Raw genomic sequence first — 20,830 nt, 5'->3', positions numbered from 1 at the left:
GCGCCCCTAGATCACCTCACGCAGTTGATCTTCGGCGATGGTCGCGATAATCTTCGCTGCATCCTTCTGTCCGCGCGCGAGCGACTTGGCAAGCTTGTAGGCCTGTTCCGTGGTCACCTTGCCAGGCATGGGAGGCTCGTTCGGATCGACGACTGCCTGGACGAGAACGGGGCCGGGATGCGAGAGCGCGTCACGCATCACCGATTCGGCTTCGTCGGGCCGCTCAAGCGTCAACCCTCGCGCGCCGCACGCTTCCGCTACCTTGGCGAAGTCGATCGGGTGGAGTTCAACACCAAACTCCGGATTGCCCTCGAGAATCATCTGCTCCCATTTGATCTGCCCGAGAACATTGTTTTTCACGACGACAACGACAACGCGCATCTTGTATTTGACCAGCGTTGCGAGCTCAGCCATCAGCATGCTGAGACCGCCGTCTCCGACGACGCAAACGACCTGGCGGCCGGGATAAGCCGCTGCGGCGCCGATGCTGTAGGGAAGTCCATTCGCCATGGTCGCAAGCGAGCCGGAGAGCGAAAACTGCATATTCCCACGCATCTCAATCTGACGCGCGGTCCAGGTGGCGATGGTGCCGCTGTCGGCGGTGACGATGGCGTCGTCATCAAGGAACTTGTTCAGGTTGTAGGTGACTACCTGCGGCTTCATCGGCATGTCGGTCCGAGTGCCGCGTTCCGTCATCAAATCGTTCCAGGTTTTCATCCGCTCCTGCGACTTCTTCAGGAACTTGTTGTTCTTCTTCTTGAGCAGCGGCAACAGGTGATGAAGGATGGCTTTTGCATCCCCGACCAATGCTGTGTCTGCGGGATAGCGGAGACCGACGCGGGTCGGATCGATTTCGATTTGCACGCATTTGGCCTGCCCGGGTTTGGGCAGAAACTCCATGTACGGAAAGCTGCTGCCGATGATGATCAGCGTGTCGCATTCCTCCATCGCATCGACAGAAGGCGCAGTGCCGAGCAAGCCGATGCCACCAGTCGTGTATGGACTGTGGTCGGGGAGCACTGCTTTGCCGAGCAACGCTTTGATGACCGGACCGCCCACGGTTTCTGCCAGCTGCGCAACTTCTTCACGCGCCTTCAATGCGCCGCGGCCAACGAGAATGGCGACGCGCGATCCGTCGTTGATTATCTCTGCCGCCTGACGGAGCAGCGAATCGGCGGGAACCGATGTGGGCGGATGCTCCCAGTCTCCACTATGTCCTTTGACGTTCGCGGCGCTGCGCATCTTGTCGGAGACGGGCCACTCCTGAATGTCTTTGGGAATGCAGATGTGTGCGACACCACGTCGGCCATAGGCAGTGCGCACGGCCATGTCGACAACGTTTACAGCGTGCGCAGGTCCCATGACACGCTGATTGAACTCGGCAACATCCATGTAAAGCTTGTCGAGGTCTACATCCTGCTGGTAATCCATGCCGATGAGGTCGTGGAAAGTGTGACCGGTGATGGCGAGAACTGGCACCTGATCGCACTTCGCATCATAGAGACCGTTCAAAAGATGAATGCCGCCAGGCCCGGATGTCGCGACGCAAACGCCCAGCCGTCCTGTGTACTTGGCGTAACCGACCGCAGCGAACGCAGCCGCTTCTTCGTGCCTGACCTGAATGAAACGCAACTTGTCCTGATGCGTTCTCAATGCTTCAAAAAAGCCATCGACGCCATCTCCCGGCAAACCAAAGATGGTGTCCACACCCCAATCAATCAACCGTTCCACAATCAGATCAGAAACCTGCTTGGCCATTGAAACTCCTCACACCTTGTTCTGTCGGCTTGGATGCCGCGACCTCTGCGCACGTGGTTTACAGCGAGACGCGGAACTTCTCGGCATCCTGTGTTTTCAATTCAAGCCCCATGCCGGGACGCGACAGATCGGGCGTCATCTGTCCCTCGCGAGGCTCGCAAAATCCATCGAAGAACATGCGCTCGATGCGCGCATGATCGTGAAAGAACTCCATATGAATGGCGCGCGGCACTGCGCAGCACACGTGCAGGTGCATGCTCGGACCGCAGTGCGATGAAAGCGGAATGTTGTAAGCCCAGCAGAGCGAGGCAGCATCGAGGAATCCGCTGATGCCGCCGCATCGCGTGCAGTCTGCCTGAAGAATCGTGACCGCCTGGGCATCGAGCATGCGGCGGAAGTACCAGGCAGTGTAGCCGTATTCGCCGGCCGCGATATCCATGCCCAGCGGCGCGCGACGACGGATCTGGTCGAGACCGACGAGATTATCGGAGCTGACAGGCTCTTCAAACCAGCTGACGCTCTGTTGTGCGAAGCAGTGGGCCAGTTCGACTGCTTGCGTGACGGTGTAGGCGCCGTTGGCGTCGACAAACAGCTTGCAGTTCGCGCCGATCGCCTGGCGCGCGGTGATGACGCGTTCCGGATCGCGCTCCGGCTGCGAGCCGATCTTCATTTTTACCATTGAGAAGCCCTGCTCTGCCCATCCGCCGAGCTGCCTCGTGAGTTGCTTGTCAGAGTAGGTGGTGAAGCCGCCGCTGCCGTAGACCGGGATGGATGTGCGCACCTGACCGAGGAGGCTGACCAGCGGAACGCTGACGATGCGAGCGCGAAGATCCCAAAGCGCATTGTCTATGGCGGATACGGCCATCATGGCGATTCCGGTTTCGCCAAGATTGCGAATTGCGGCAAGGAGTCTCTGCAGCGTGGCTCCGTGCGAAAAAGCATCTGAGCCGACGACGATCTCGTTCAGGAGCCTGGAAGCGAGTACGGCGGTGGAGTGGTCGGCGTAGGTATATCCAAGAGCATGGACCGCGCCGCATTCAAGCTGAACGAGCACCATGGAGGTGCTGGTCCAGCTGAAGGTTCCATCTGCTTCCGGGGAGTCGGTTGGAATCGTGTAAAAGGATACGGATCCGGACGTGACCTTGTGGTGCACTATTTCGGTGTGATGCAGTTTCCCACGGGAACGTGCACTCGATTTCAGTACAGATCAAAGAGGATAGTCCGACTCTTCGCTCCGCGCCCGTTCGCTGCTGAAGTCTGTCGCGCCTACGACTGCAGCTTCTACAAAGCTGTTCCCCTGAAAGATGGTAGCTGCTGGAGAATCGGAGAACCCGAAGACCCGGGGCACCATGAAGGACGAAGCGGCGAACGCGGCATCCATCTGCCCGTGGACCTTGAACGGAATCACCTTCTTGACGCCGAGCGGGTAATCCGTGAGCAGCGACTGGACGAGAACAAACGATCCGGTAACCAGAGCGGCGAGTGCGGCTCGCGGCTCGCTTTTGCGGCAGACGTAAGCCATTCCGAGAAAGAATGCGGCATGACAGTAATCGATCATGCCGTGCTTGCGGGCATCGATCACCTTGGGAAGGCGGTTTTCAAGTTGGTTCAGGGCAATGTTGGCGACGGACATCAGTGTCCTCCTCTTCGCCGCTTTAGATGCAGGCGAAGAGAAAGGGTGGGCAGGGAGCCCGCAGGTTATCGCGCTACTGCGATTCCGCCCATGGCCTCGCAACGATCGCAGTTGCCGCACGAGCTGCCGGGATCATCTCCGAAGTAGCGCAGCAGGAATGCGCGGCGGCAGCTCCGACCTTCTGCATACAGCTGCATCTGCTGCAGGCGCCGGCTGCGCAGCTCCTTCAGGCTTTGTTGCTGCTCCGTAGCGGCGTCCATCATCTGCGCCGTTGTCTTCTTCTCGAGGAGCTGGATTTCACCGGAACTCAGCTTCTCTGCAGCTCCCACTTCTTCAAGCTTGTGAACGATGTTGATGACTTTGCGCTGAGAGAGTCCGGTATCGTGACTGAGTTCCTTGGGGCTCGCGGATTTGTCTTTGGAGACGAGCGCATCGGTGATGGCGCGAAGATCGGCGGAATTCACGCGGCCTGCACCAGTCTTGTAGCGCTGGGCAGAGATGTCGCCCGGCCGATAGAAGAGAACGGCTTCAGCGGGATCTCCATCCCTGCCGGCCCGGCCTACCTCCTGGTAGTACGCATCGACGGAGTCGCTCACGTCGGCGTGATAGACGAAGCGAATGTCGGGCTTGTCTACGCCCATGCCGAAGGCGTTGGTAGCGACGATCACGGGGACTTCGCCCTTCATGAACTTGTCCTGGATTTCGTCACGGTCTTTCGCCTTGAGCCCGCCGTGGTAGAAGACCGCGTCCACTCCGCGCTCCTTCAGTTCCTTTGCAAGGCTCTCTGCGTGCTTGTGCGTGGCAACATAGACGATGCCGGGCTTCTCGGCAAACTCGACGCGCTTGACGACGGCTTCGAGCTTCTCATCTTCTTCACTGAAGAGATCGACGCGAAGCGAAATGTTGGGGCGATCGAAGCCGTGCACGAAGATCTTGGGATTCTCCATACCGAGCCGCTCAACGATTTCGGTGCGGACTTCTTTCGAGGCGGTGGCGGTCATGGCGAGAACGACGGGGTGGTCGAGCGCTTCGATCACGTGAGCGAGTTCGAGGTAGTCGGGCCGGAAGTCGTGGCCCCAGTGGCTGATGCAATGAGCCTCGTCGATGGCGAAGAGAGAGACGCCTGCCTTTTTCAATCTATCGAGGGTGTCAGGATTGCGCAGCTGCTCCGGCGCAAGGAAGATGAACTCGACCTCTCCCTGCTCTATGCGCTCGAGTGTCTCGCGATGTTCCGAGGCGGAGAGCGTGGAGTTGAGCACGACGGTCTCGTCGAGTTCGCTGGCCTCCATGGAGTCGGCCTGATCTTTTTGGAGTGCAATCAGCGGAGAGATGATGACGGTTGAGCCCGCGAGAAGGCTGCCGGCGATCTGGTACACGGCGGACTTGCCTGATCCTGTAGGTTGAACGAGCAGTGTATCTCGCCCCTCGAGGAGGCTTTGAATGGCTTCGCGTTGGCCGGGCCGGAGAGATTTGAATCCGAGCAGTTTCTGGGCTGCGGCAGAGATGTCGATGGGTTTCCTGTTACGGGAGGGCATAAAGGTGACGAAGGGTTGGATGCAGAACTCGGACGAATGATGTCTCTCTTTCTGCTGCGATGTGAGGAACGCGCTATCGCCTGGACTCGGCGAGCAGGGCGTCAGGGATAGCGGCGAGAGGGAGGACGCGGTCGACGGCACCGGCCTTGATGGCTTCTTTGGGCATGCCGAAGACGACACATGTCTCCTCGTCCTGCGCGATCGTCCGGGCACCCGCTTTCTTCAGGGCCAGCATGCCTTGTACACCGTCAGACCCCATCCCGGTAAGAAGAGCGGCAGTGGCGTTGGCTCCAGCGGCCTCGGCAACCGAATGGAAGAGAACGTCGACGGCCGGCCGCTGATAGCAGACCATCGGGCCGTCTTTGACCTCTACACGGTAACCCGACGCGGAGCGGCGAAGGAGCATATGGAAATTGCCGGGTGCGATGAGGGCCAGGCCGGGATCGACACTGTCCCCGTCTTTCGCTTCCCGGACCCGCATGGCGCAGAGCTCGTTCAGGCGGTTAGCAAAGGAGCGAGAGAAGACGGCCGGAATGTGCTGTGCGATCACGATGCCGGGCGAGTTTGCGGGAAGAGCGGCGAGAACCGTCCTGATTGCCTCGGTGCCACCGGTGGAGGCGCCGATGGCAATAACGAACGAGGACGGGAATGCGGGTGTCGGATCGGGAGGCTTTACGGCAGCGCGGGAAGGAGACAGGCACGACGATGTGGCAGATGAGGATCGCAGGCGCGCGATTCTTGCGGCTCTGATCTTCGAGGCGACGCTCAGTCGCAGTTCTCCGACCGATTGGGGTCCACCCGGTTTGGCGAGGACGTCGATCGCTCCTGCTTCGAGTGCCTGAAGGGCGGTTCGACTTGAGGCGGTGCCGAGCGAGCTGATCACGATAACCGGCATCGGCCGGTAGTGCATCACCTTTTTGAGGAAGGTGAGACCGTCCATGCGCGGCATTTCGATGTCGAGGGTCAGGACGTCCGGTTGCAGCGCGATGATCTTGTCGCGGGCCACGTAGGGGTCGGGTGCGGTGCCGACAACCTCGATGTCGGGCTCGCCCGAGAGCGCGTCCGTAAGAACCTTGCGAACGATGGCGGAATCGTCGACGATGAGAACTCTGATTCGGTTCTGCGCGATCATGCGGGCTCAAAAGAAGGTGAGCGAAACGGTTAGGGTTCCGTGCTCGACACTGAAGCTCTGGCGCAGCTCGGCGCCGGCGATCTCGCTTTGTGCCGGATCCGGGAGCAGCTGGGGCGCGCCGAGATCGAAGCATCCTCGCGACTCGATCTGGGTAACGATGCTGCCGCAAAGCATATTGGCGAGTTCGCAGACGACCTGGGCGATCTGCGCATCTTCGAGCAGGTCTTCGGATTCACCGAGAAACGAGGCCGCCAGGCAGCGCGCGCTGGCAAGAGATATGCGCACGGCAACGGATCCGGATTTTTCGCCCGAGAAGGCGACGCGCGCTTCCAAGGATGGTGAGTCGTCCGGTTCGCCGGGGCCGAAGGTCTCGGAGAAGAACATGGTTTCGAGGACATTGTTCACAGCGGGCGAAAGAAGCTCCGCGCACTCGTGCTCAGGCATACTCGGCTCCCAAAATTTTCTCGACTTCGTCGCGCAGCGTCTCGGGCTGGAACGGCTTCGAGATGTACCCCTTCGCTCCGAGCTTGAACATGCGGTCGATGCGGTCGCTGCTCGCGTCAGTGGAGACCACAATGACGGGAATGTCGCGGAGCATTTCATCCTTGTCCAGCTGTCGGACAAATTCTTCGCCATTCATGCCGGGCATGTTGATGTCGGTGAGGATGAGGTCTACCCAGCGTTCCCGCAGGCTTTTCAATGCCGACGCGCCGTCTCCGGCCTCGCAGTACTCGCCGACGCTCAGCCCGGTGAGCTGCACGACTTTGCGAAGAAAGACTCGCATCACCGGCGAATCGTCCACGATCATGATGTTCAACGCCATGGAGCTTCCTCTCTGACGCCCGCAGCACGCGCTCGACGCGGGCTCATCTCCCATCGTTCGCCTGAGGGTGTCTGCAGCCACACGCGCCCGGTTCCTACCTCCATGCGGACCGTGCGGACCACGTTTCCGCCAATGTCTTCAGCGTGAGCGACCAGGCCGAACTTCCAGAGCGCTTTGCGGAGCGCCAGGCAGTTGCGCTTGCCGACGTTGAAGATCGAGTTATCGTTCATCACCTGCGCGCCGCCGGCCGCGAAGACCACGAGCCGGCGCTTGTCTGCGCCCTGCGCAAGCGTGGCTTGCAACAGAAACGGTATCGCCGTGTCGGCAAACTTGCAGGGCCGCGCATTGGAGCCCTGCTGAGACTCGGGCGACTCGGGAAGCATGTAGTGAACCATGCCTGCGACGCGCGCGACGGGATCATGCAACATCAGCGCGATACATGAGCCGAGCGCGTACGTAATGAGCATCGCGTCCGCGTCGCGGGTGACGCCGCCGTCGCCAACGCCGATGACAAATTCCTTCACTTCCGTATGCCTCGCTTGCGGTAGATTGCCGGCTGAATGTGTTCGAGCCCGTGCTGCATCCCGGTGAGGGTCTCCGAGTGGCCCACGAAGAGATAGCCACCGGGGTTCAGGGTGTTCGCGAACCGCTGGATGAGGCGCGATTGAGTCTCGTGGCTGAAGTAGATCATCACGTTTCTGCAGAAGATCACGTCGAAACGGCCCAGATCCGGAAAGGACTCGATGAGATTGACCCTGCGGAATTCGATCATGCTCATGATCTCGGGCCGCATACGGAACCAGCCTTCCCATCGGCCTTCGCCGCGGAGAAGGTGCTTGCGAAGCCAGGGAGCAAACGACTGCTGAAGCCGGTTGGCCGGGTAAGTGCCTTTGCGCGCGATGTCGAGCGCGTGCGTTGAGATATCGCTGGCAAGGATGGTGGGAAGGCTTGCGGCGCGCGCTGCGAAGTACTCCTGCGCTACAAGAGCGATCGTGTAGGGCTCTTCTCCGCTGGAGCACGCGGCGCTCCAGATGCGCAGGGGACGATCGGCTTCGCGCCGCGCGAAGATGCGTTCAACGAGGAAATCGAAGTGAGGCTGCTCGCGGAAGAAGCTTGTGTGGTTGGTGGTGAGGCTGTCGATGAGCTGGACGAGGTATCCTCCGCTGCGATCGGCCTGGAGCTGATCGTAAAACTCGCGGAAGGAGGAGAAGTGAAGGCGGCGCATCAGCTTGCCCAAGCGCGCGGCTACCAGCTGCTCTTTGCCCGGTCCGAGTTCGACGCCGAACTCTCTTCTGGCGAGATCTGTAATGGCAGAGAATTCCTTGCGGCTGAGCGAGAGAATGCTGAGCGGCTTCTGCTGGCTCTCGGCGGCAGTTTGCAGAGGTGGTCCTGTCATCTGCGGCCTCCGTCGAAGACTCCTTCGAGGTCGAGAATCAGGCCGACCCTTCCGTCGCCGAGGATCGCGCCGCCGGCAACTCCGGGAACGTTCTGGATGGTCTCCCCCAGAGACTTGATGACCACTTCCTGTTTTCCGATCAGGTCGTCGACCATGAGACAGAATGAGCGGCCGCCCGCCTCGGCAACGATGAGCAGGCTCTTCGTGGGCTCTTCAGAACGCGGCCGCACACCGAAGCGCCTGTAGAGACGGACCACCGGAAGCAGGCGCTCGCGAACCATCGCCATCTCGTGCGTGCCTTCCACCGTGAAGATGGCGCCTACCTCGGGCCGGAGCATCTCGCGCACGGAGAAGATGGGAACAACGTAGCGCTCTGAGCCGACGCCGACGACCAGACCATCGATGATGGCCAGAGTGAGAGGAAGACGAAGAGTAAAGGTAGTGCCCTGCCCTGAGGCCGATTCGATGGCAACATGGCCGCGAAGCTTCTGAATCTTTTTCCGGACGACGTCCATTCCCACGCCGCGACCGGAAACATCGGTGACCTGGGCCGCAGTGGAGAAACCCGGGTGGAAGATGAGATCGAAGATCTCAGACTCACTCAAGGCGGCGGCTTCCTCGACAATGCCCATCGTCCGGGCTTTCTCAAGAATTCTGTCGCGGTTCAATCCGCGCCCATCGTCCGCAATTTCAATTACGATGTGACCGGCCTGATGGCTGGCGCGCAGCCGGACACGCCCTGCCGGATGCTTGCCCGCGGCAACGCGCTCCTTCTCCGATTCGAGCCCGTGATCGATCGCATTGCGCACCATGTGCATCAGCGGATCGGCCAGCTCTTCGACGACATTGCGGTCGAGCTCGGTTTCGCCGCCGATTGACTGCAGTTCAACCTTCTTTCCCGTCTTGCGAGCGAGATCTCTAACTAGCCGATTCATGCGCTGGAAGAGCGCATCGATGGGGACCATGCGCATCGACATCGCGGTTTTCTGCAGCTCGCTGGTGATCCTGGCCAGCTGAGCCAGACTGTTGAGCACCGCGGGACTGTGCAGCTGGGCCAGCTCAGGACGATGGCGGACCATGGATTCGGCAATGACCAACTCGCCCGCCATGTCGACGAGGTAATCGAGCTTTGCCGTTTCCACCTTTACAGATTGGGCGTCGAATGCGCGGTGTCTGCGATCTTCGCCGCTGCGCCGCTCCGGCATGGCCGGTTCCGCGGATGTTGCGAAAGCCGGGTCGCTGGCGGGGGCATCCGGATCGGTGTCTGGTGATCGGGATGCGTTCGCATCGTCGACAGCAGACGATCCTGCACGCTGGATGCGTTCCAGCAAGCCGATCTTGTCCGGGACAGGCCCGGTCTCGACCCCGCCAAGACGCTCTTCGAGGTTGGTCAGTAAAGCTTTGAGATAGTCCGCTGCCGCAAGCACGACGTCCACGATGGCCGGAGAGACGATGAGCTTGCGATTACGCGCGAGATCGAGAAGGGTCTCGGTTTCATGCGCGACTTCGCGGATGTCGTCGAGTGCAAGGAAACCGGCAAGCCCCTTGATGGTGTGGAAGGCGCGAAAGACGGCGTTGATCGCTTCTGTTTGATGAGGCTCTTTCTCGAGCGTGATGATTTGCAGCTCGACCTGGGAGAGGTGTTCCCGCGCTTCGAGAAGAAAGTCCGCCAGGAGTTCGCGATCTTCGCCGAGCGAGACAGAACTGGATGTGCTCTCCTGAGCTGCACTCGGGCCTGGAGCGGGGCCGGCCGCCTGCAGCGCTTGCTGCACGCGGCTGATGCAGTCGGAGAGGAGACTGCCCGCATCAGCTGGGTCTTGCGTGCGAGATGCGGCTTGGGCTGCGCATGAGATGAGGCGGGCGATATCGCTGCGGCCCAAAGTTTCAGCGGTAGCTGCGATGCTTTCGAGGCGTGCGATCTGTTCTGCCCTGTCGAGTGCGCCGAGAACAATTTGCACGGCAGCGCTGTCAACCTGAGCCGACAAAAGCTCGGCGGCTCCACCGTCTTCATTCGCAGTTTGTTCCGGGGCTGACATTCGCGGGATCCTTGTCGTTTGGCGCACGGAGAGCGGCGCGCTCAATGAGAGAACGCAGTTGGCGCGCCGCAGAGATCGGTTCGGGCAATGCAGATCAGGCCATTGCTTTGAAGTCCGCATCCATCGGTATGGATTCCGATCGGGCACTCAGCTTGCCGGGGTGCATGCTGCCTCGCGCGGCCGGCCTTTCCGGATGATGTGCCGCGGAGTTCCATGCCGGACGGGGCGCGCGGCGATGTTCGGCTTCCTGCATGCCGCCGACCATGGCGCTGAGTTGATGAACCACTTCCATCAGCGTCGACGCCTGCGCCGTGAGTTCTTCTGCCGCAGCCGCGCTCTCCTCTGCATTCGCAGCCGACTGCTGTGTGACCTGTTCCATCTGCGTGAGCGCTTTCGCGATCTGCTCGATGCCCCGCGTCTGCTCCTGGCTTCCGACGCTCACCTCGTCGACCAATGTCTTCACCTTGGCTGACTCGTCGGTGATGGCATGGATGGCGACTGCCACGTGCTCGACCTTGGTCTGGCCTTCATCGGATTTGGCGATTGATTCCTCAATCAGCGCGGCCGTATCTTTGGCAGCCTGAGCGCACCGTTGCGCGAGATTGCGCACTTCGTCCGCGACGACGGCAAAGCCCATGCCCGCCTCGCCTGCGCGCGCCGCTTCGACCGCGGCATTGAGCGCAAGGATGTTGGTCTGGAAGGCGATCTCATCGATCACCTTGATGATTTTGGATACCTTGTCGCTTGAATTCTTGATATCCGACATCGCGGCTACCATGCTCTCGAGCGAGTGATTGGTCTCTTCAACTCTCTGCTGTGATTGCAGAACCAGCGCGTGCGCGGCTTGCGAGTTTTCTGCATTCTTGCGCGCCATGGAGTTGATTTCTTCGCTCGAGGACGATGTCTCTTCAAGTGAGGCTGCCTGCTCCGAGGAGCCCTGCGCCAGCGACTGGCTGGATGAGGAGATCTGGCCGGCGGCGCTGGCCACCTGCCCGGCGCCTTCAGAGAGGTCGCTGATCGCCTTGCGAAGAGAGGAGTTGATCTGGCGGACCACAAAGACGATGACGGTGCAGGCAGCGAAGGACAGAAGCAGCATGACGATGGTGGTCCAGTTGCCCAATGTGACTCTGTCGGACGCATCTTTCAGGGCCGTTGTCATGAGATCCGCCGCAAGTTGTTTCTCTTCGGCAGCCTGCTTGCTGAGCTCATCGAGGCTGGGAATGGTTTTGTCTTTCATGAATGCTGCTGCTTCCACATCCTTGCCGGCGTTCACCAGCCCGAGGAATTCCTGGTGAAGCCGCATGGAAGTTTCCAGATCGCTTTGAATCGCATTCACGACCTGGTGCCCGCTCGCTGTCTCGATCAAGGGCCTCATCTCATCAAGATCTGCTCTCAATTTGGATGTTGCCGTCTGGTAGTCCCCAGAGTACTTGGCGACCAGTGCTGTGTCCTTCATCATGGCCCTGAGCAGGATGCCGCGCTCGGCGGCGAGCATGTCTGATTCGCGCGTGTCGATATCCGAAGCCAGCAGCTGCTTGCGGGCGGTTGCATTCACCGTCTTCTTGAGGCTTGCACCAAGATTGCTGATCAGCCAGAGCGAGGTGCCGCCCACCACGAGGGTCAGCGCCACGCAGGCGCCGAAACTTCCGAACAGTTTCTTTCCGATTGTCATTTGCGATGCCATTGCCTGTTCCTCTTCTCTTCCTTTTCCGATCAGTTCTGCGACAGAGCTTCGAGCCCGTGCACTTCGTGCGCGCTAAGGACGCGGTCGATATCGAGCAGGATTTTGACCTTGCCTTTGACCTTCGCCATTCCGAGCAGATATGTCGCGGCAGAGCTGCCGCCATCGCCAAAGTCGGGCGTGTCTTCAATATCGGCCGATGCCAAATTGAGCACCTCTGAGACGGCATCGACGATGATGCCCGTGTGCAGAGTGACGCCGGCGGCCTGCACCTGAACAACGATGATGCACGTGCGTTGCGTGTATTCCGCTTCAGGCAGGCAGAATTTGAGGCGTAGATCGACAACCGGAATCACCTTGCCGCGCAGGTTGATGACTCCCTTTACGTAGGAGGGAGTCTGCGGCACTGCGGTGATGTCCTGGATGCCCATGATCTCGCGAACCTTGAGCACCTGGATGGCAAACTCTTCGGGGCCGAGCAGAAAGGTGAGGTATTTACCGGTGCGCTGATCCGCAGACGCGGTTCTCATCTCCGGCTTCAGCGGTTTCACTCCAGACAAGCTTTGCATTGCGGCACCCTGCATGGCTTGAGGAGCGTCTGCGGCATTCACTCGAGCCTGCATTTCGCCGGCGATTGCGGTGGTCATCATGCCTTCTTCCGATCCGCTTCATCCATGCATGCACGGCCCAGACTGTTCTCCAGTCCGGAGGCTCACCTTGAGCGGATTCGCGTAAACGGCGACGCCAGCGTGCGTTCACCCGGGACTAGCGCGGCTCGAGGACAGGAGGGAGTCTCCTGTGATTTGCCGGCACTGAGGGAGCTTGCAACGCTGTCGTCGCTCTAACGCTTCTATCGGCAGGGCAGGAGGAAGAATCAGTAGGCGCTCTGGTTTTCAGGAAGGGTCATCCAGAAAGGAGACGGGGCGCGGCGTTCAGGCGACGTTCCGGTCGCTGCCGGTCGCGCTCACACCCACGGACCGACACCGCTTGCGCGCGATGCCCTGCTCAAGGAGTCGAAGCACGGTGGAGAGCAGCCTGGGCAGGGGAACGCGCTTATCGATGCGAGCCCAATCGTCGGACAGGAACTTGGCGAGCAGTTCGTTATCGGGGCGGTCACCTTCGAGGACGAGGATCGGCATCTCCGGTCTGCATTCATCCAGCCGCGTGGCGATGTAGAGACCCTCGATTCCGATCGCCTCTACGTCGATCACCCAGAGGTCGATGCCGGTGCGCTGGCGCATGAAGCACTCGGCGCGATCGACGGCGGTGCAACTAAGTACACCGATGCTTACGTGCTCGAGGTAGGAACGAACGAGTTTGCAGAAAGAGGTGTCGTTGCTCAGCATCAACACGGTTTTGGAACGCGGCTGAAGGGCAGGATGGTCCCCGCAGCTCTGTGGATCGAGGCCATTGAACAGGGCTGCCTGTCGTTGAATCGACGGCTCGCACAGCGGCGGCGCTGGAAGTGCACTTGCCGGAGATGAGGGAACGGCAGACAGAAGCGGGCTTCTCATGGGGACCTTCCGAACGCTTGAGAGTGACGAGGGATCGACCGACGCGTTGAAGGTAATTCAACCTGCAGCGGATTTGAACTGGGATAAACCCTCATAAATTGTTGAAAAATTTGCGCCAAAGACCGGGAATTCACCTAGGACCATTTCGGCGGAGGTTTGGCTATGATCACGGTGTCGGCACAAGTCCGACGCAATTGGCAAGCATCGGTTCGAATAATTCCGTCGATTGGAGTTTGGTGATGAAACCGGAGATTCGAGTCCTGATTGTGAGCAGGGATGAAATGCTGCTGCGTACTCGGGAATTGATACTTGGCGCTTATTTTCACGCCACGGGAGTGGGAAGACCCTCGGAAGCAAAAACTCAGCTACAGGCCATGCAATTCGATCTCATGATTCTTTGTCATTCACTGCGCGAGGACGAGAATGAGATGCTGGCGAACCTTGCACATCAGCGGCGGCCACCGATCAAGGTTCTTGCACTGGGGCCGCGCACGGACGCGGCCCAGAAGAAGGCGTGGGCAGACGAGCAGATCGGCGTGGACGCAGGTCCGTTTGGGCTGCTGATGAAATCGGCCAAGATGGTGAACTACAGAATCAAGAGCAAAGCGAAGCCGAACTACGAACGCGTCACAACGGCCGGAGCGCGGTCGAACGCCGCCTGATCTCGCTACTAAAAACGATGGCGTTCGGCCTGTAGGGGTCGAACGCTATCGGTGTGTCGCGGATTGCACTGGGTCCGGCTATCCGGCCCTGTGCTCGAGCCTCAGGCCAGCGCCAGGTTCATGTTGGCGATGGCTTCGTCGATTTCCTGCGTGCTTTTGAAACCGATCGTGGCGCAGTCGACGCCAGCATTCTGGAATGCGAATCGCATTGCCTTCACGCGGTCGTCGTGGCTGTTTGTGAACTGGCCGCCGCCGCACAGCTTCATGCCGATCACGCCCAGGTTCTCTTTCTTCAACTGGTGGATGTGGTCGACGACCTCGCTGACATTGGCGGGATGATTCGTGTCCTCGTACGTGGGGCCGTCCATGCGCGCGCCGTTGTGGTTAATGCGAATGAGACCTACATCGAGCCACTGGGTGCCCGGCATCTGCTGCAGTGCCGGCAATCCGTGGACCGAGGCGCCGTGAGTGCGGATGATCTTCCGCTGCTGTGCCTGGAGGATTCCGTCCTGCCACCGCTTTGTCGTTTCCGGCCAGTCAGCAGAGTGCTGCCAATGAAGGAGCATGATGTCGAAGTATTCGGTCTGCGAGGTGCGGCGCAGCTCGTCGAATTTCGACTGGGGATCGATGCCTTCGTGGAAGGTGGTCACCTTGCTCATGAGCTGATAGCTGTCGCGCGGCAGCCCTTTGAGCGCTTCGCCGAGCATGGCGGGGGTCTGGTAGGCCTCGGCTGTCTCGAAGAACCGGATGCCGTGGTCGTAGGCGTAGCGCACCAGGCGCGTGAACTCCTGCTGACCGAGCCCTGCTTGAACGGCGCCGCCATCAGTACCTGTACCGAAGGCGAGCCGGGTGACTTCCATCTTTGAGCGACCGAGGACCACCGTATCGGTGGCGGTGCGCTTGGCTGCGGCTGGCAGAGCGCCTACGGTGGCCAGGGCTCCAGCGGCCAGACCTGTCTTGAGAAAACTACGGCGGGTAGTTGGACTCATCTTCGACCTCCGCGGCTCAAGCCGGTGGGGCGAGCCGGATGAGTGATGTTAGCATGCATCGCGGGTAAATCGTTCAAGTATGCTGGTTCCGCAGTTCGGATCGCCACTCCAGGTCTCGGGAAATCTATGAGAAAAGCTCTGTCGATTGCTCTCGCGTTGTCTTTGTGTCCCACAGCTTTTGCGGCTTCGGTGATTACCGCTCGCCTCGACGACCCGAAGGCGGTTTACATTGAGGGCCCTGCGGGCGGTGACAGCTCTGCCGAGTTGCAGGCAGCCATCGATAAGGCATCGGGCACGGGGCGCGAGGGCATCGTGTTCGTTCGCGAGGGCCGCTACTCGATTACGCGGACGGTGTATCTGTGGCCGGGCGTGCGGCTGATCGGATATGGAGCGGCCAGGCCTGTCTTCGTTCTGCCTGCGCATACACTGGGATTTCAAAAGGGCATGGGCGTTATGGTTATGTTTACCGGATTGTCGCCGCACGAACGCCCGCGTGCCGGCGATCGGATTGCGTTTCCTCCACCGGGGTCGGCACCAGCGAACGAGAACATCGCCGATGCGAATCCGAATACGTTTTATTCGGCGGTGAGCAATATCAACTTCGAGATCGGCGACGGCAATCCGGCGGCGGTGGCGGTGCGCTTTCACGTGGCGCAGCACTCGTTTCTCACGCACATCGACTTTCATATCGGCTCGGGGCTGGCTGGGGTATACCAGGCGGGCAATGAGGCGGAGGATCTGCACTTCTATGGCGGGCGCTACGGAATCCTGACGGAAAAGACTTCTCCTGCTTGGCAATTCACGTTGATTGACTCTGCTTTCGAAGGCCAGCAGGAGGCGGCGATCCGCGAGCATGAAGCTGGACTGACGTTGATCCGGGATTCATTCCGGAACGTGCCGAAGGCGATCGACATTGATGAGGGCTATCCGGATCAGCTGTGGGTAAAAGACTGCAGGTTCGAAAACATCAGCGGTCCCGTGGTGACGATAAGCCTGGAGAAAAGCCCGCTGACGGAGATCGGGTTTGAGAATGCGGTTCTGAGCAATGCGCCCGTGTTTGCCAGGCTTCGAGAGAGCGGAAAGTCAGTGGCAGGCAAGGGAGCCTCCTATCGGGTGAAGAACTTCATCTATGGATTGATCGTGCCGGGCGAAGGGAGGATGGGTGCGGTTGGAATGCACTACGATGCTGCACCGATCGCTTCGCTGCCCACAGATTTGACGCCAGCGATTCGCGCGCTGCCGCCGAGTTCTGAATGGGTGAATGTGCATACGCTGGGCGTGAAGGGCGACGGAACAAGCGACGATACTAAGGCGCTGCAACAGGCAATCGATACGCATCACGCGCTCTACTTCCCTGGTGGTCATTATGTTGTGCGCGACACCATCACCCTCAAGCCGAACACTGCGCTGATCGGGCTGCATCCGACGCTTACGCAAATCGATCTGTTGGATGGTACGCCCGGATATGAAGGTGTCGGCGCTCCGAAGGCCGTGATTCTCGCGCCCACTGGAGGCGAGAACATCCTGAGCGGGATTGGGGTGTTCGCAGGCGGGACGAATTCACGGGCCGTTGCGGTGCTCTGGAAAGCCGGAGAGCAATCGCTGATCGACGATGTGCGCTTCCTCGGCGGGCACGGCAGCGGCACCAATCCTTATAACAACAACCACACGGCAGACCTCGATCTGCACAAGCGATGGGACGGGCAGTATCCGAGTCTCTGGATTGCTGATGGAGGCGGAGGAACGTTCGCCGACATCTGGACGCCGAATACGTTCGCGCAGTCGGGTTTCGTCGTGTCGAATACGAAGACACCGGGACACGTGTACGAGCTTTCCAACGAACATCACGTTCGGAATGAGATCAAGTTCGACCGCGTGGAGAACTGGGATATCAATGCTCCGCAAACGGAAGAGGAAGCTGGAGAAAGCCCCGAGGCGCTGTCGCTGGAGATTGCGCACTGCCGGAATCTGACGATTGCGAATTATCACGGGTATCGTGTGACGCGTTCGCGGGCGCCATTTCCCGCGGCGGTGCGCGTCTACGACTCGTCGGATATTCACTTCAGAAATGTTCACGTGAATGCGGAGAGCGGGTACGGGATTTGCGACGCGAACGGCTGCGGCACATTTCTGCGCCTCAGCAAGTTTCCTTATGAGAACGCGATTGAGGACGTGACGCATCATCTCGAAGTGCGCGAACGTGAATTTGCCTCGCTGGACATTCCGGCAGAGCCGCAGCGGCCGCCTCAGAGCAATGCGTCCGCCGTGCTGGATGCAGGCGCAACCGTCAAGAAGTTGGAGGATGGCTTCTTCTCCATCTCAGGCGCTGCGGTGGACCGTGCAGGCAAGCTCTACTTCGTGGACCACCACAACCAGCGCATCTACGGGTGGGGCGAGAAGGAAGGGCTGACGATCGAGCGGGACAATCCGCTAGATGCGGTGAATCTCGCGTTCGACGAATCCGGGAATTTGATCGTGCTGTCTTCGGCCGGGCCGGAGGGCACGGTGTATTCATTCCGGCCGGGCAGTTCGGCGGAAGAGCTGACGATGTTGGAGCCCCGGCCCGCGAAGCCAAACGAAAAGGCTGGAGTCATTCTGCCGGTGAACTGGTGGAACAATGGCGAGTTCAAAGATCAGCTCGATCTCGAGACGATGAGGTTTACGACACTGGCGGAGATGTTTGCAGAGGATGCGACGACGCCGCAGAAGCGGCAGTATGTATCCGCTGATGGTAGCGTGGTGCTGCCTGCCGGGCGCGTGTTCCAGCAAGGTCCGGCAGACGACACGTCAGGCTGGAGGTTCAGCGACAACCTCGACACCTACGGCTTTACCGTCGCGCGGCCGGGGCAGCAGGTCTACGTGAGCAGCGAGTCCGAAGACATCACGTATAAGGGCACAGTGAAGCCAGATGGCACGCTGACCGACTTGAAACCGTTTGCGCAGCGCGGAGGCGAGAGCGTGGCTGCGGATGAGCACGGGAACGTCTACGTCGCAAACGGCCAGATCTTCGTCTACGCACCGGACGGCAAGCAGATTGCGGAGATTGACGTTCCGGAGAGGCCCCTGCAACTTTTGTTTGGAGGCGCGGACCACCGGACCCTTTTCATCCTGGGGCATCATGCTCTGTTCTCTGCGCGCGTGCGGTGAATCGGTTTACTCGCCTCGAATGCGATGATGGATTGGTTCGATGTTCGCATTACGGTTCCGAGTGGAGAAATGATGGATCGCGCGCTAAAGAGCTGCGGTTTTGTTCTCGCAGGCTTGTTGGGATTCCTTGTAGCAACGGCGGCAATCTCGCAGAAGAGCGGCAGCAGTCCTGATCCCGCTGCGCTGGTGAATCCGCTGATCGGCACGACTAACGGAGGCAACGATTATCCGGGAGCGACGCTGCCGCTGGGAATGCTGGCGTGGAGCCCGGAGGAGCCAAGGAATCGTCCGCGCCGGCAGGTGGAGGGTGTTCCTGGTTCAATGCGCGACGATCGCGGCAGGCCTGCAGCGCCGGGCGGTTACGAATACTCGGCGGATCGCATCAGCGGATTTTCTCTCACTCATCTGATGGGCACCGGTTGTGCCGGAGCCAGCGGTGATATTCCGTTTATGCCGTACATGGGAACAGTGACTTCGTCGCCGGCAGATGACGCGGGAGCGGCGGCCTACGGCAGCACCTTTAAGCACAAAAATGAGACCGCCCAGGCCGGCTACTACAAGGTGAAGCTCGATGATGATGTTATTGCGGAGTTGACCTCGACACTTCGTACCGGTTCCGGGCGATTCACGTATCCTCAGGGCAAGCCTGCAGTGATGCTGATCCGCACTGCGTATTCGGAGACGGGCAGCTCGGACGCGCACATCCGGATCGATGCGAAGACGAGGACCGTTTCGGGTTCGGTGACAAGCGGAAATTTCTGCGGGTATCTTGGCACCGCTGACCGGCGCAGCTACTACACGCTCTACTTCGTTGCGCATTTTGACGCGCCGTTTCTGAGCACGGGAACGTGGCAGGATGCGAGCGTGCGTCCGGGCACATCGGAGGCGAGCGGAGGAACCACATACGGCGAGAAAGGATTTGTGCCGGCAGGCAAAGGCTCTGGCGGGTGGGTCGCGTTCGACACGTCGAAGTCCGCAACTGTGAGCGTGCGAGTTGGCATCTCCTACGTGAGTGAGAGGAACGCCGAAGCGAATCTGCAGGCTGAGAATCCGGCAGGCGCTTCATTCGACAGCGTGCGAGAGAAGGCTCACGCCGCGTGGAACGAGATACTCAGCCGTGTACAAATTGAGGGCGGCACCCACGATGAGCAGGTCGTCTTTTACACCGCTCTCTATCACACGCTGATGGGCGAGAACCTGTACAGCGATGCGGATGGAAGCTACTTCGGGATGGATAACAAAGTTCACCGACTGGCTCCAACGCAGAAGGCGCAGTACAGCACGTTTTCCGGGTGGGATGTTTATCGTTCGCAACTGCAGCTACTGACCCTGCTTGCGCCTGATGTTGCGGGAGACATCGCTCAATCGATGCTCAACCAGGCTGACCAGAATGGAGGCGAGTGGGACCGGTGGACGCATAATGCCGGCATCACGCACGTGATGAATGGTGACCCCGCTGCACCGGCCATTGCCGACATCCTGGCATTCGGCGGAAAGAACTTCGATTTCAAGGCTGCCTATCAATCGCTGCTGAAGGCTGCGACGGTACCGACTGCGCATGATCTGAGCAATGAGGGATGCGAGGTGGAGTGCGTGGGGCAGAGGCCCTCGCTCGACAAGTATCTGAAGCTTCACTACATTCCTGTGGGGGCGAATGCGTGGGGTCCTGCGGCGGACACGCTGGAAGATGTGACCGCCGATTTCGCCATCTCTGAGTTGGCGCGCCGATTGGGAGACGAGGCAACGCAGAAGCAGTTCCTGGAGCGGGCGCAGTACTGGAAGAACATCTTCAATCCGCAGGCTACTCCGGACGGCGGGTATATTCAGAATCGCAATGCGGACGGCACGTGGCCCAAGTTCGATCCTGCATCAGACGATGGATTCGTAGAAGGCAGCGCCGCGCAGTATCTGTGGATGGTGCCGTTCAATGAGAAGGGGCTATTCACGCTGTTGGGCGGACCGGAGAAGGCGAGCCAGCGGTTGAATGCCTTTTTTTACAACCCGGACGGCAGCCTGGCTGTGACCAAAGCGGGCGGGCTACACGCCGAACTGGATAACGAGCCCTCGATCGAAACGCCCTGGCTCTTTGATTTTATCGGTCAGCCCTGGAAGACCCAGGAGGCGGTCCGCAAGGTGCTGAATACGATCTGGACAAACTCACCGAACGGCATGCCCGGCAACGACGATCTGGGCGAGATGTCCTCGTGGTATGTATGGTCGGCGATGGGGATGTATCCGGAGATTCCAGGCAGAGCTGAACTCGTGCTGGGGAGCCCGCTCTTCTCGAAGGTGACGCTGCATCGGCCTTCGAAAGACATCGTGATCTCGGCGGGTGGAGCGGGGACAAACGCACCGTATGTACGCGGCGTGAAGGTAAACGGGCAGCCGTGGAGCAAGACCTGGTTGCCGGAGAGCTTTGTGGAACACGGCGGGAACATCGACTTCGATCTGAGCGGAACGCCGGAGAAGACGTGGGGAACCGCTGCCGAGGATGCACCGCCGTCGTTTGAGCCGTGAGGCCTGA

The 20,830-nt window shown here is 59.9% G+C and carries 17 protein-coding genes; 3 read left to right on the top strand and 14 right to left on the bottom strand.

The genetic code is table 11. The annotated features are described in order from the left end of the window. Positions 1–6: 6 nt before the first annotated feature. The 13 genes from DHV10_RS16165 to DHV10_RS16105 all read right to left on the bottom strand — a co-directional run bounded on the left by DHV10_RS16165 (position 7) and on the right by DHV10_RS16105 (position 13,508). Positions 7–1,758, bottom strand: coding sequence for a thiamine pyrophosphate-dependent enzyme (locus tag DHV10_RS16165; RefSeq protein ID WP_109487415.1), 1,752 nt, complete (start codon positions 1,756–1,758; stop codon positions 7–9). Between the two features lie 58 nt (positions 1,759–1,816). Further along, the gene (locus DHV10_RS16160; protein ID WP_109487743.1) at positions 1,817–2,815 is read right to left on the bottom strand and encodes an enolase C-terminal domain-like protein; all 999 of its coding nucleotides are present in this window, start codon (positions 2,813–2,815) and stop codon (positions 1,817–1,819) included. 150 nt (positions 2,816–2,965) lie between these two features. Continuing rightward, positions 2,966–3,391, bottom strand: a complete 426-nt coding sequence (locus DHV10_RS16155) for a hypothetical protein (RefSeq protein WP_109487414.1) — start codon at positions 3,389–3,391, stop codon at positions 2,966–2,968. Between the two features lie 65 nt (positions 3,392–3,456). Beyond that, positions 3,457–4,926: a RecQ family ATP-dependent DNA helicase gene (locus tag DHV10_RS16150; RefSeq protein ID WP_109487413.1), complete on the bottom strand. Its 1,470-nt coding sequence runs from the start codon at positions 4,924–4,926 to the stop codon at positions 3,457–3,459. Positions 4,927–4,999: 73 nt separating this feature from the next. After that, positions 5,000–6,058 (bottom strand): protein-glutamate methylesterase/protein-glutamine glutaminase, encoded by a 1,059-nt coding sequence (locus DHV10_RS16145; protein ID WP_109487412.1) that lies wholly within the window; start codon positions 6,056–6,058, stop codon positions 5,000–5,002. Positions 6,059–6,064: 6 nt separating this feature from the next. Further along, positions 6,065–6,463 carry a chemotaxis protein CheX gene (locus DHV10_RS16140; RefSeq protein WP_162601592.1) on the bottom strand — a complete coding sequence of 133 codons (399 nt, stop codon included), beginning with the start codon at positions 6,461–6,463 and terminating at the stop codon, positions 6,065–6,067. Between the two features lie 31 nt (positions 6,464–6,494). Beyond that, complete coding sequence (locus DHV10_RS16135; RefSeq protein WP_109487410.1) at positions 6,495–6,881, bottom strand: response regulator; 387 nt, start codon at positions 6,879–6,881, stop codon at positions 6,495–6,497. Next, entirely contained in the window at positions 6,872–7,405 is a 534-nt protein-coding gene (locus DHV10_RS16130) for a chemotaxis protein CheD (RefSeq protein WP_109487409.1), read from the bottom strand. Before DHV10_RS16130 ends, DHV10_RS16135 begins: the two co-directional genes overlap by 10 nt. After that, a complete protein-coding gene (locus tag DHV10_RS16125) occupies positions 7,402–8,277 on the bottom strand; it encodes a CheR family methyltransferase (RefSeq protein WP_109487408.1) in 876 nt (291 codons plus the stop codon). The genes DHV10_RS16130 and DHV10_RS16125 overlap by 4 nt, the downstream gene beginning before the upstream one ends. Beyond that, a complete protein-coding gene (locus tag DHV10_RS16120) occupies positions 8,274–10,313 on the bottom strand; it encodes a chemotaxis protein CheA (protein WP_109487407.1) in 2,040 nt (679 codons plus the stop codon). The genes DHV10_RS16125 and DHV10_RS16120 overlap by 4 nt, the downstream gene beginning before the upstream one ends. A 94-nt stretch (positions 10,314–10,407) precedes the next feature. Continuing rightward, positions 10,408–11,997, bottom strand: coding sequence for a methyl-accepting chemotaxis protein (locus tag DHV10_RS16115; protein ID WP_109487406.1), 1,590 nt, complete (start codon positions 11,995–11,997; stop codon positions 10,408–10,410). 29 nt (positions 11,998–12,026) lie between these two features. After that, the gene (locus DHV10_RS16110) at positions 12,027–12,644 is read right to left on the bottom strand and encodes a chemotaxis protein CheW (protein ID WP_239461789.1); all 618 of its coding nucleotides are present in this window, start codon (positions 12,642–12,644) and stop codon (positions 12,027–12,029) included. Between the two features lie 282 nt (positions 12,645–12,926). Beyond that, a complete protein-coding gene (locus tag DHV10_RS16105; RefSeq protein WP_109487405.1) occupies positions 12,927–13,508 on the bottom strand; it encodes a DNA-binding transcriptional response regulator in 582 nt (193 codons plus the stop codon). Positions 13,509–13,789: 281 nt separating this feature from the next. Between DHV10_RS16105 and DHV10_RS16100 the strand changes: the two genes are divergently transcribed. Next, on the top strand, positions 13,790–14,170 hold the full coding sequence (locus tag DHV10_RS16100) for a hypothetical protein (RefSeq protein WP_162601591.1): 381 nt from the start codon (positions 13,790–13,792) through the stop codon (positions 14,168–14,170). Positions 14,171–14,271: 101 nt separating this feature from the next. On the opposite strand, the gene DHV10_RS16095 is transcribed toward DHV10_RS16100, so the two are convergent. Continuing rightward, a complete protein-coding gene (locus tag DHV10_RS16095; RefSeq protein WP_109487403.1) occupies positions 14,272–15,159 on the bottom strand; it encodes an aldo/keto reductase in 888 nt (295 codons plus the stop codon). A 126-nt stretch (positions 15,160–15,285) separates the two neighbouring features. On the opposite strand from DHV10_RS16095, the gene DHV10_RS16090 reads away from it, so the two are divergent. Both DHV10_RS16090 and DHV10_RS16085 read left to right on the top strand, forming a co-directional pair. After that, entirely contained in the window at positions 15,286–18,306 is a 3,021-nt protein-coding gene (locus DHV10_RS16090; RefSeq protein ID WP_109487402.1) for a glycosyl hydrolase family 28-related protein, read from the top strand. Between the two features lie 72 nt (positions 18,307–18,378). After that, positions 18,379–20,823: a GH92 family glycosyl hydrolase gene (locus DHV10_RS16085; RefSeq protein WP_109487741.1), complete on the top strand. Its 2,445-nt coding sequence runs from the start codon at positions 18,379–18,381 to the stop codon at positions 20,821–20,823. Positions 20,824–20,830: the final 7 nt, after the last annotated feature.

Origin of the sequence: Occallatibacter savannae (assembly GCF_003131205.1) — a bacterium.
In the GTDB taxonomy this organism is placed as follows: Bacteria; Acidobacteriota; Terriglobia; order Terriglobales; family Acidobacteriaceae; genus Telmatobacter; species Telmatobacter savannae.
This window is presented reverse-complemented; position numbering and strand designations above follow the sequence as displayed.

What these genes read in the sequence shown, in the direction of transcription:
- DHV10_RS16165 (WP_109487415.1), bottom strand. Translation starts at nt 1,758, where the DNA reads ATGGCCAAGCAGGTTTCTGATCTGATTGTGGAACGGTTGATTGATTGG.
- DHV10_RS16160 (WP_109487743.1), bottom strand. Translation starts at nt 2,815, where the DNA reads ATGGTGCTCGTTCAGCTTGAATGCGGCGCGGTCCATGCTCTTGGATAT.
- DHV10_RS16155 (WP_109487414.1), bottom strand. Translation starts at nt 3,391, where the DNA reads ATGTCCGTCGCCAACATTGCCCTGAACCAACTTGAAAACCGCCTTCCC.
- DHV10_RS16150 (WP_109487413.1), bottom strand. Translation starts at nt 4,926, where the DNA reads ATGCCCTCCCGTAACAGGAAACCCATCGACATCTCTGCCGCAGCCCAG.
- DHV10_RS16145 (WP_109487412.1), bottom strand. Translation starts at nt 6,058, where the DNA reads ATGATCGCGCAGAACCGAATCAGAGTTCTCATCGTCGACGATTCCGCC.
- DHV10_RS16135 (WP_109487410.1), bottom strand. Translation starts at nt 6,881, where the DNA reads ATGGCGTTGAACATCATGATCGTGGACGATTCGCCGGTGATGCGAGTC.
- DHV10_RS16125 (WP_109487408.1), bottom strand. Translation starts at nt 8,277, where the DNA reads ATGACAGGACCACCTCTGCAAACTGCCGCCGAGAGCCAGCAGAAGCCG.
- DHV10_RS16120 (WP_109487407.1), bottom strand. Translation starts at nt 10,313, where the DNA reads ATGTCAGCCCCGGAACAAACTGCGAATGAAGACGGTGGAGCCGCCGAG.
- DHV10_RS16115 (WP_109487406.1), bottom strand. Translation starts at nt 11,997, where the DNA reads ATGGCATCGCAAATGACAATCGGAAAGAAACTGTTCGGAAGTTTCGGC.
- DHV10_RS16110 (WP_239461789.1), bottom strand. Translation starts at nt 12,644, where the DNA reads ATGATGACCACCGCAATCGCCGGCGAAATGCAGGCTCGAGTGAATGCC.
- DHV10_RS16105 (WP_109487405.1), bottom strand. Translation starts at nt 13,508, where the DNA reads ATGAGAAGCCCGCTTCTGTCTGCCGTTCCCTCATCTCCGGCAAGTGCA.
- DHV10_RS16100 (WP_162601591.1), top strand. Translation starts at nt 13,790, where the DNA reads ATGCTGCTGCGTACTCGGGAATTGATACTTGGCGCTTATTTTCACGCC.
- DHV10_RS16095 (WP_109487403.1), bottom strand. Translation starts at nt 15,159, where the DNA reads ATGAGTCCAACTACCCGCCGTAGTTTTCTCAAGACAGGTCTGGCCGCT.
- DHV10_RS16090 (WP_109487402.1), top strand. Translation starts at nt 15,286, where the DNA reads ATGAGAAAAGCTCTGTCGATTGCTCTCGCGTTGTCTTTGTGTCCCACA.
- DHV10_RS16085 (WP_109487741.1), top strand. Translation starts at nt 18,379, where the DNA reads ATGGATCGCGCGCTAAAGAGCTGCGGTTTTGTTCTCGCAGGCTTGTTG.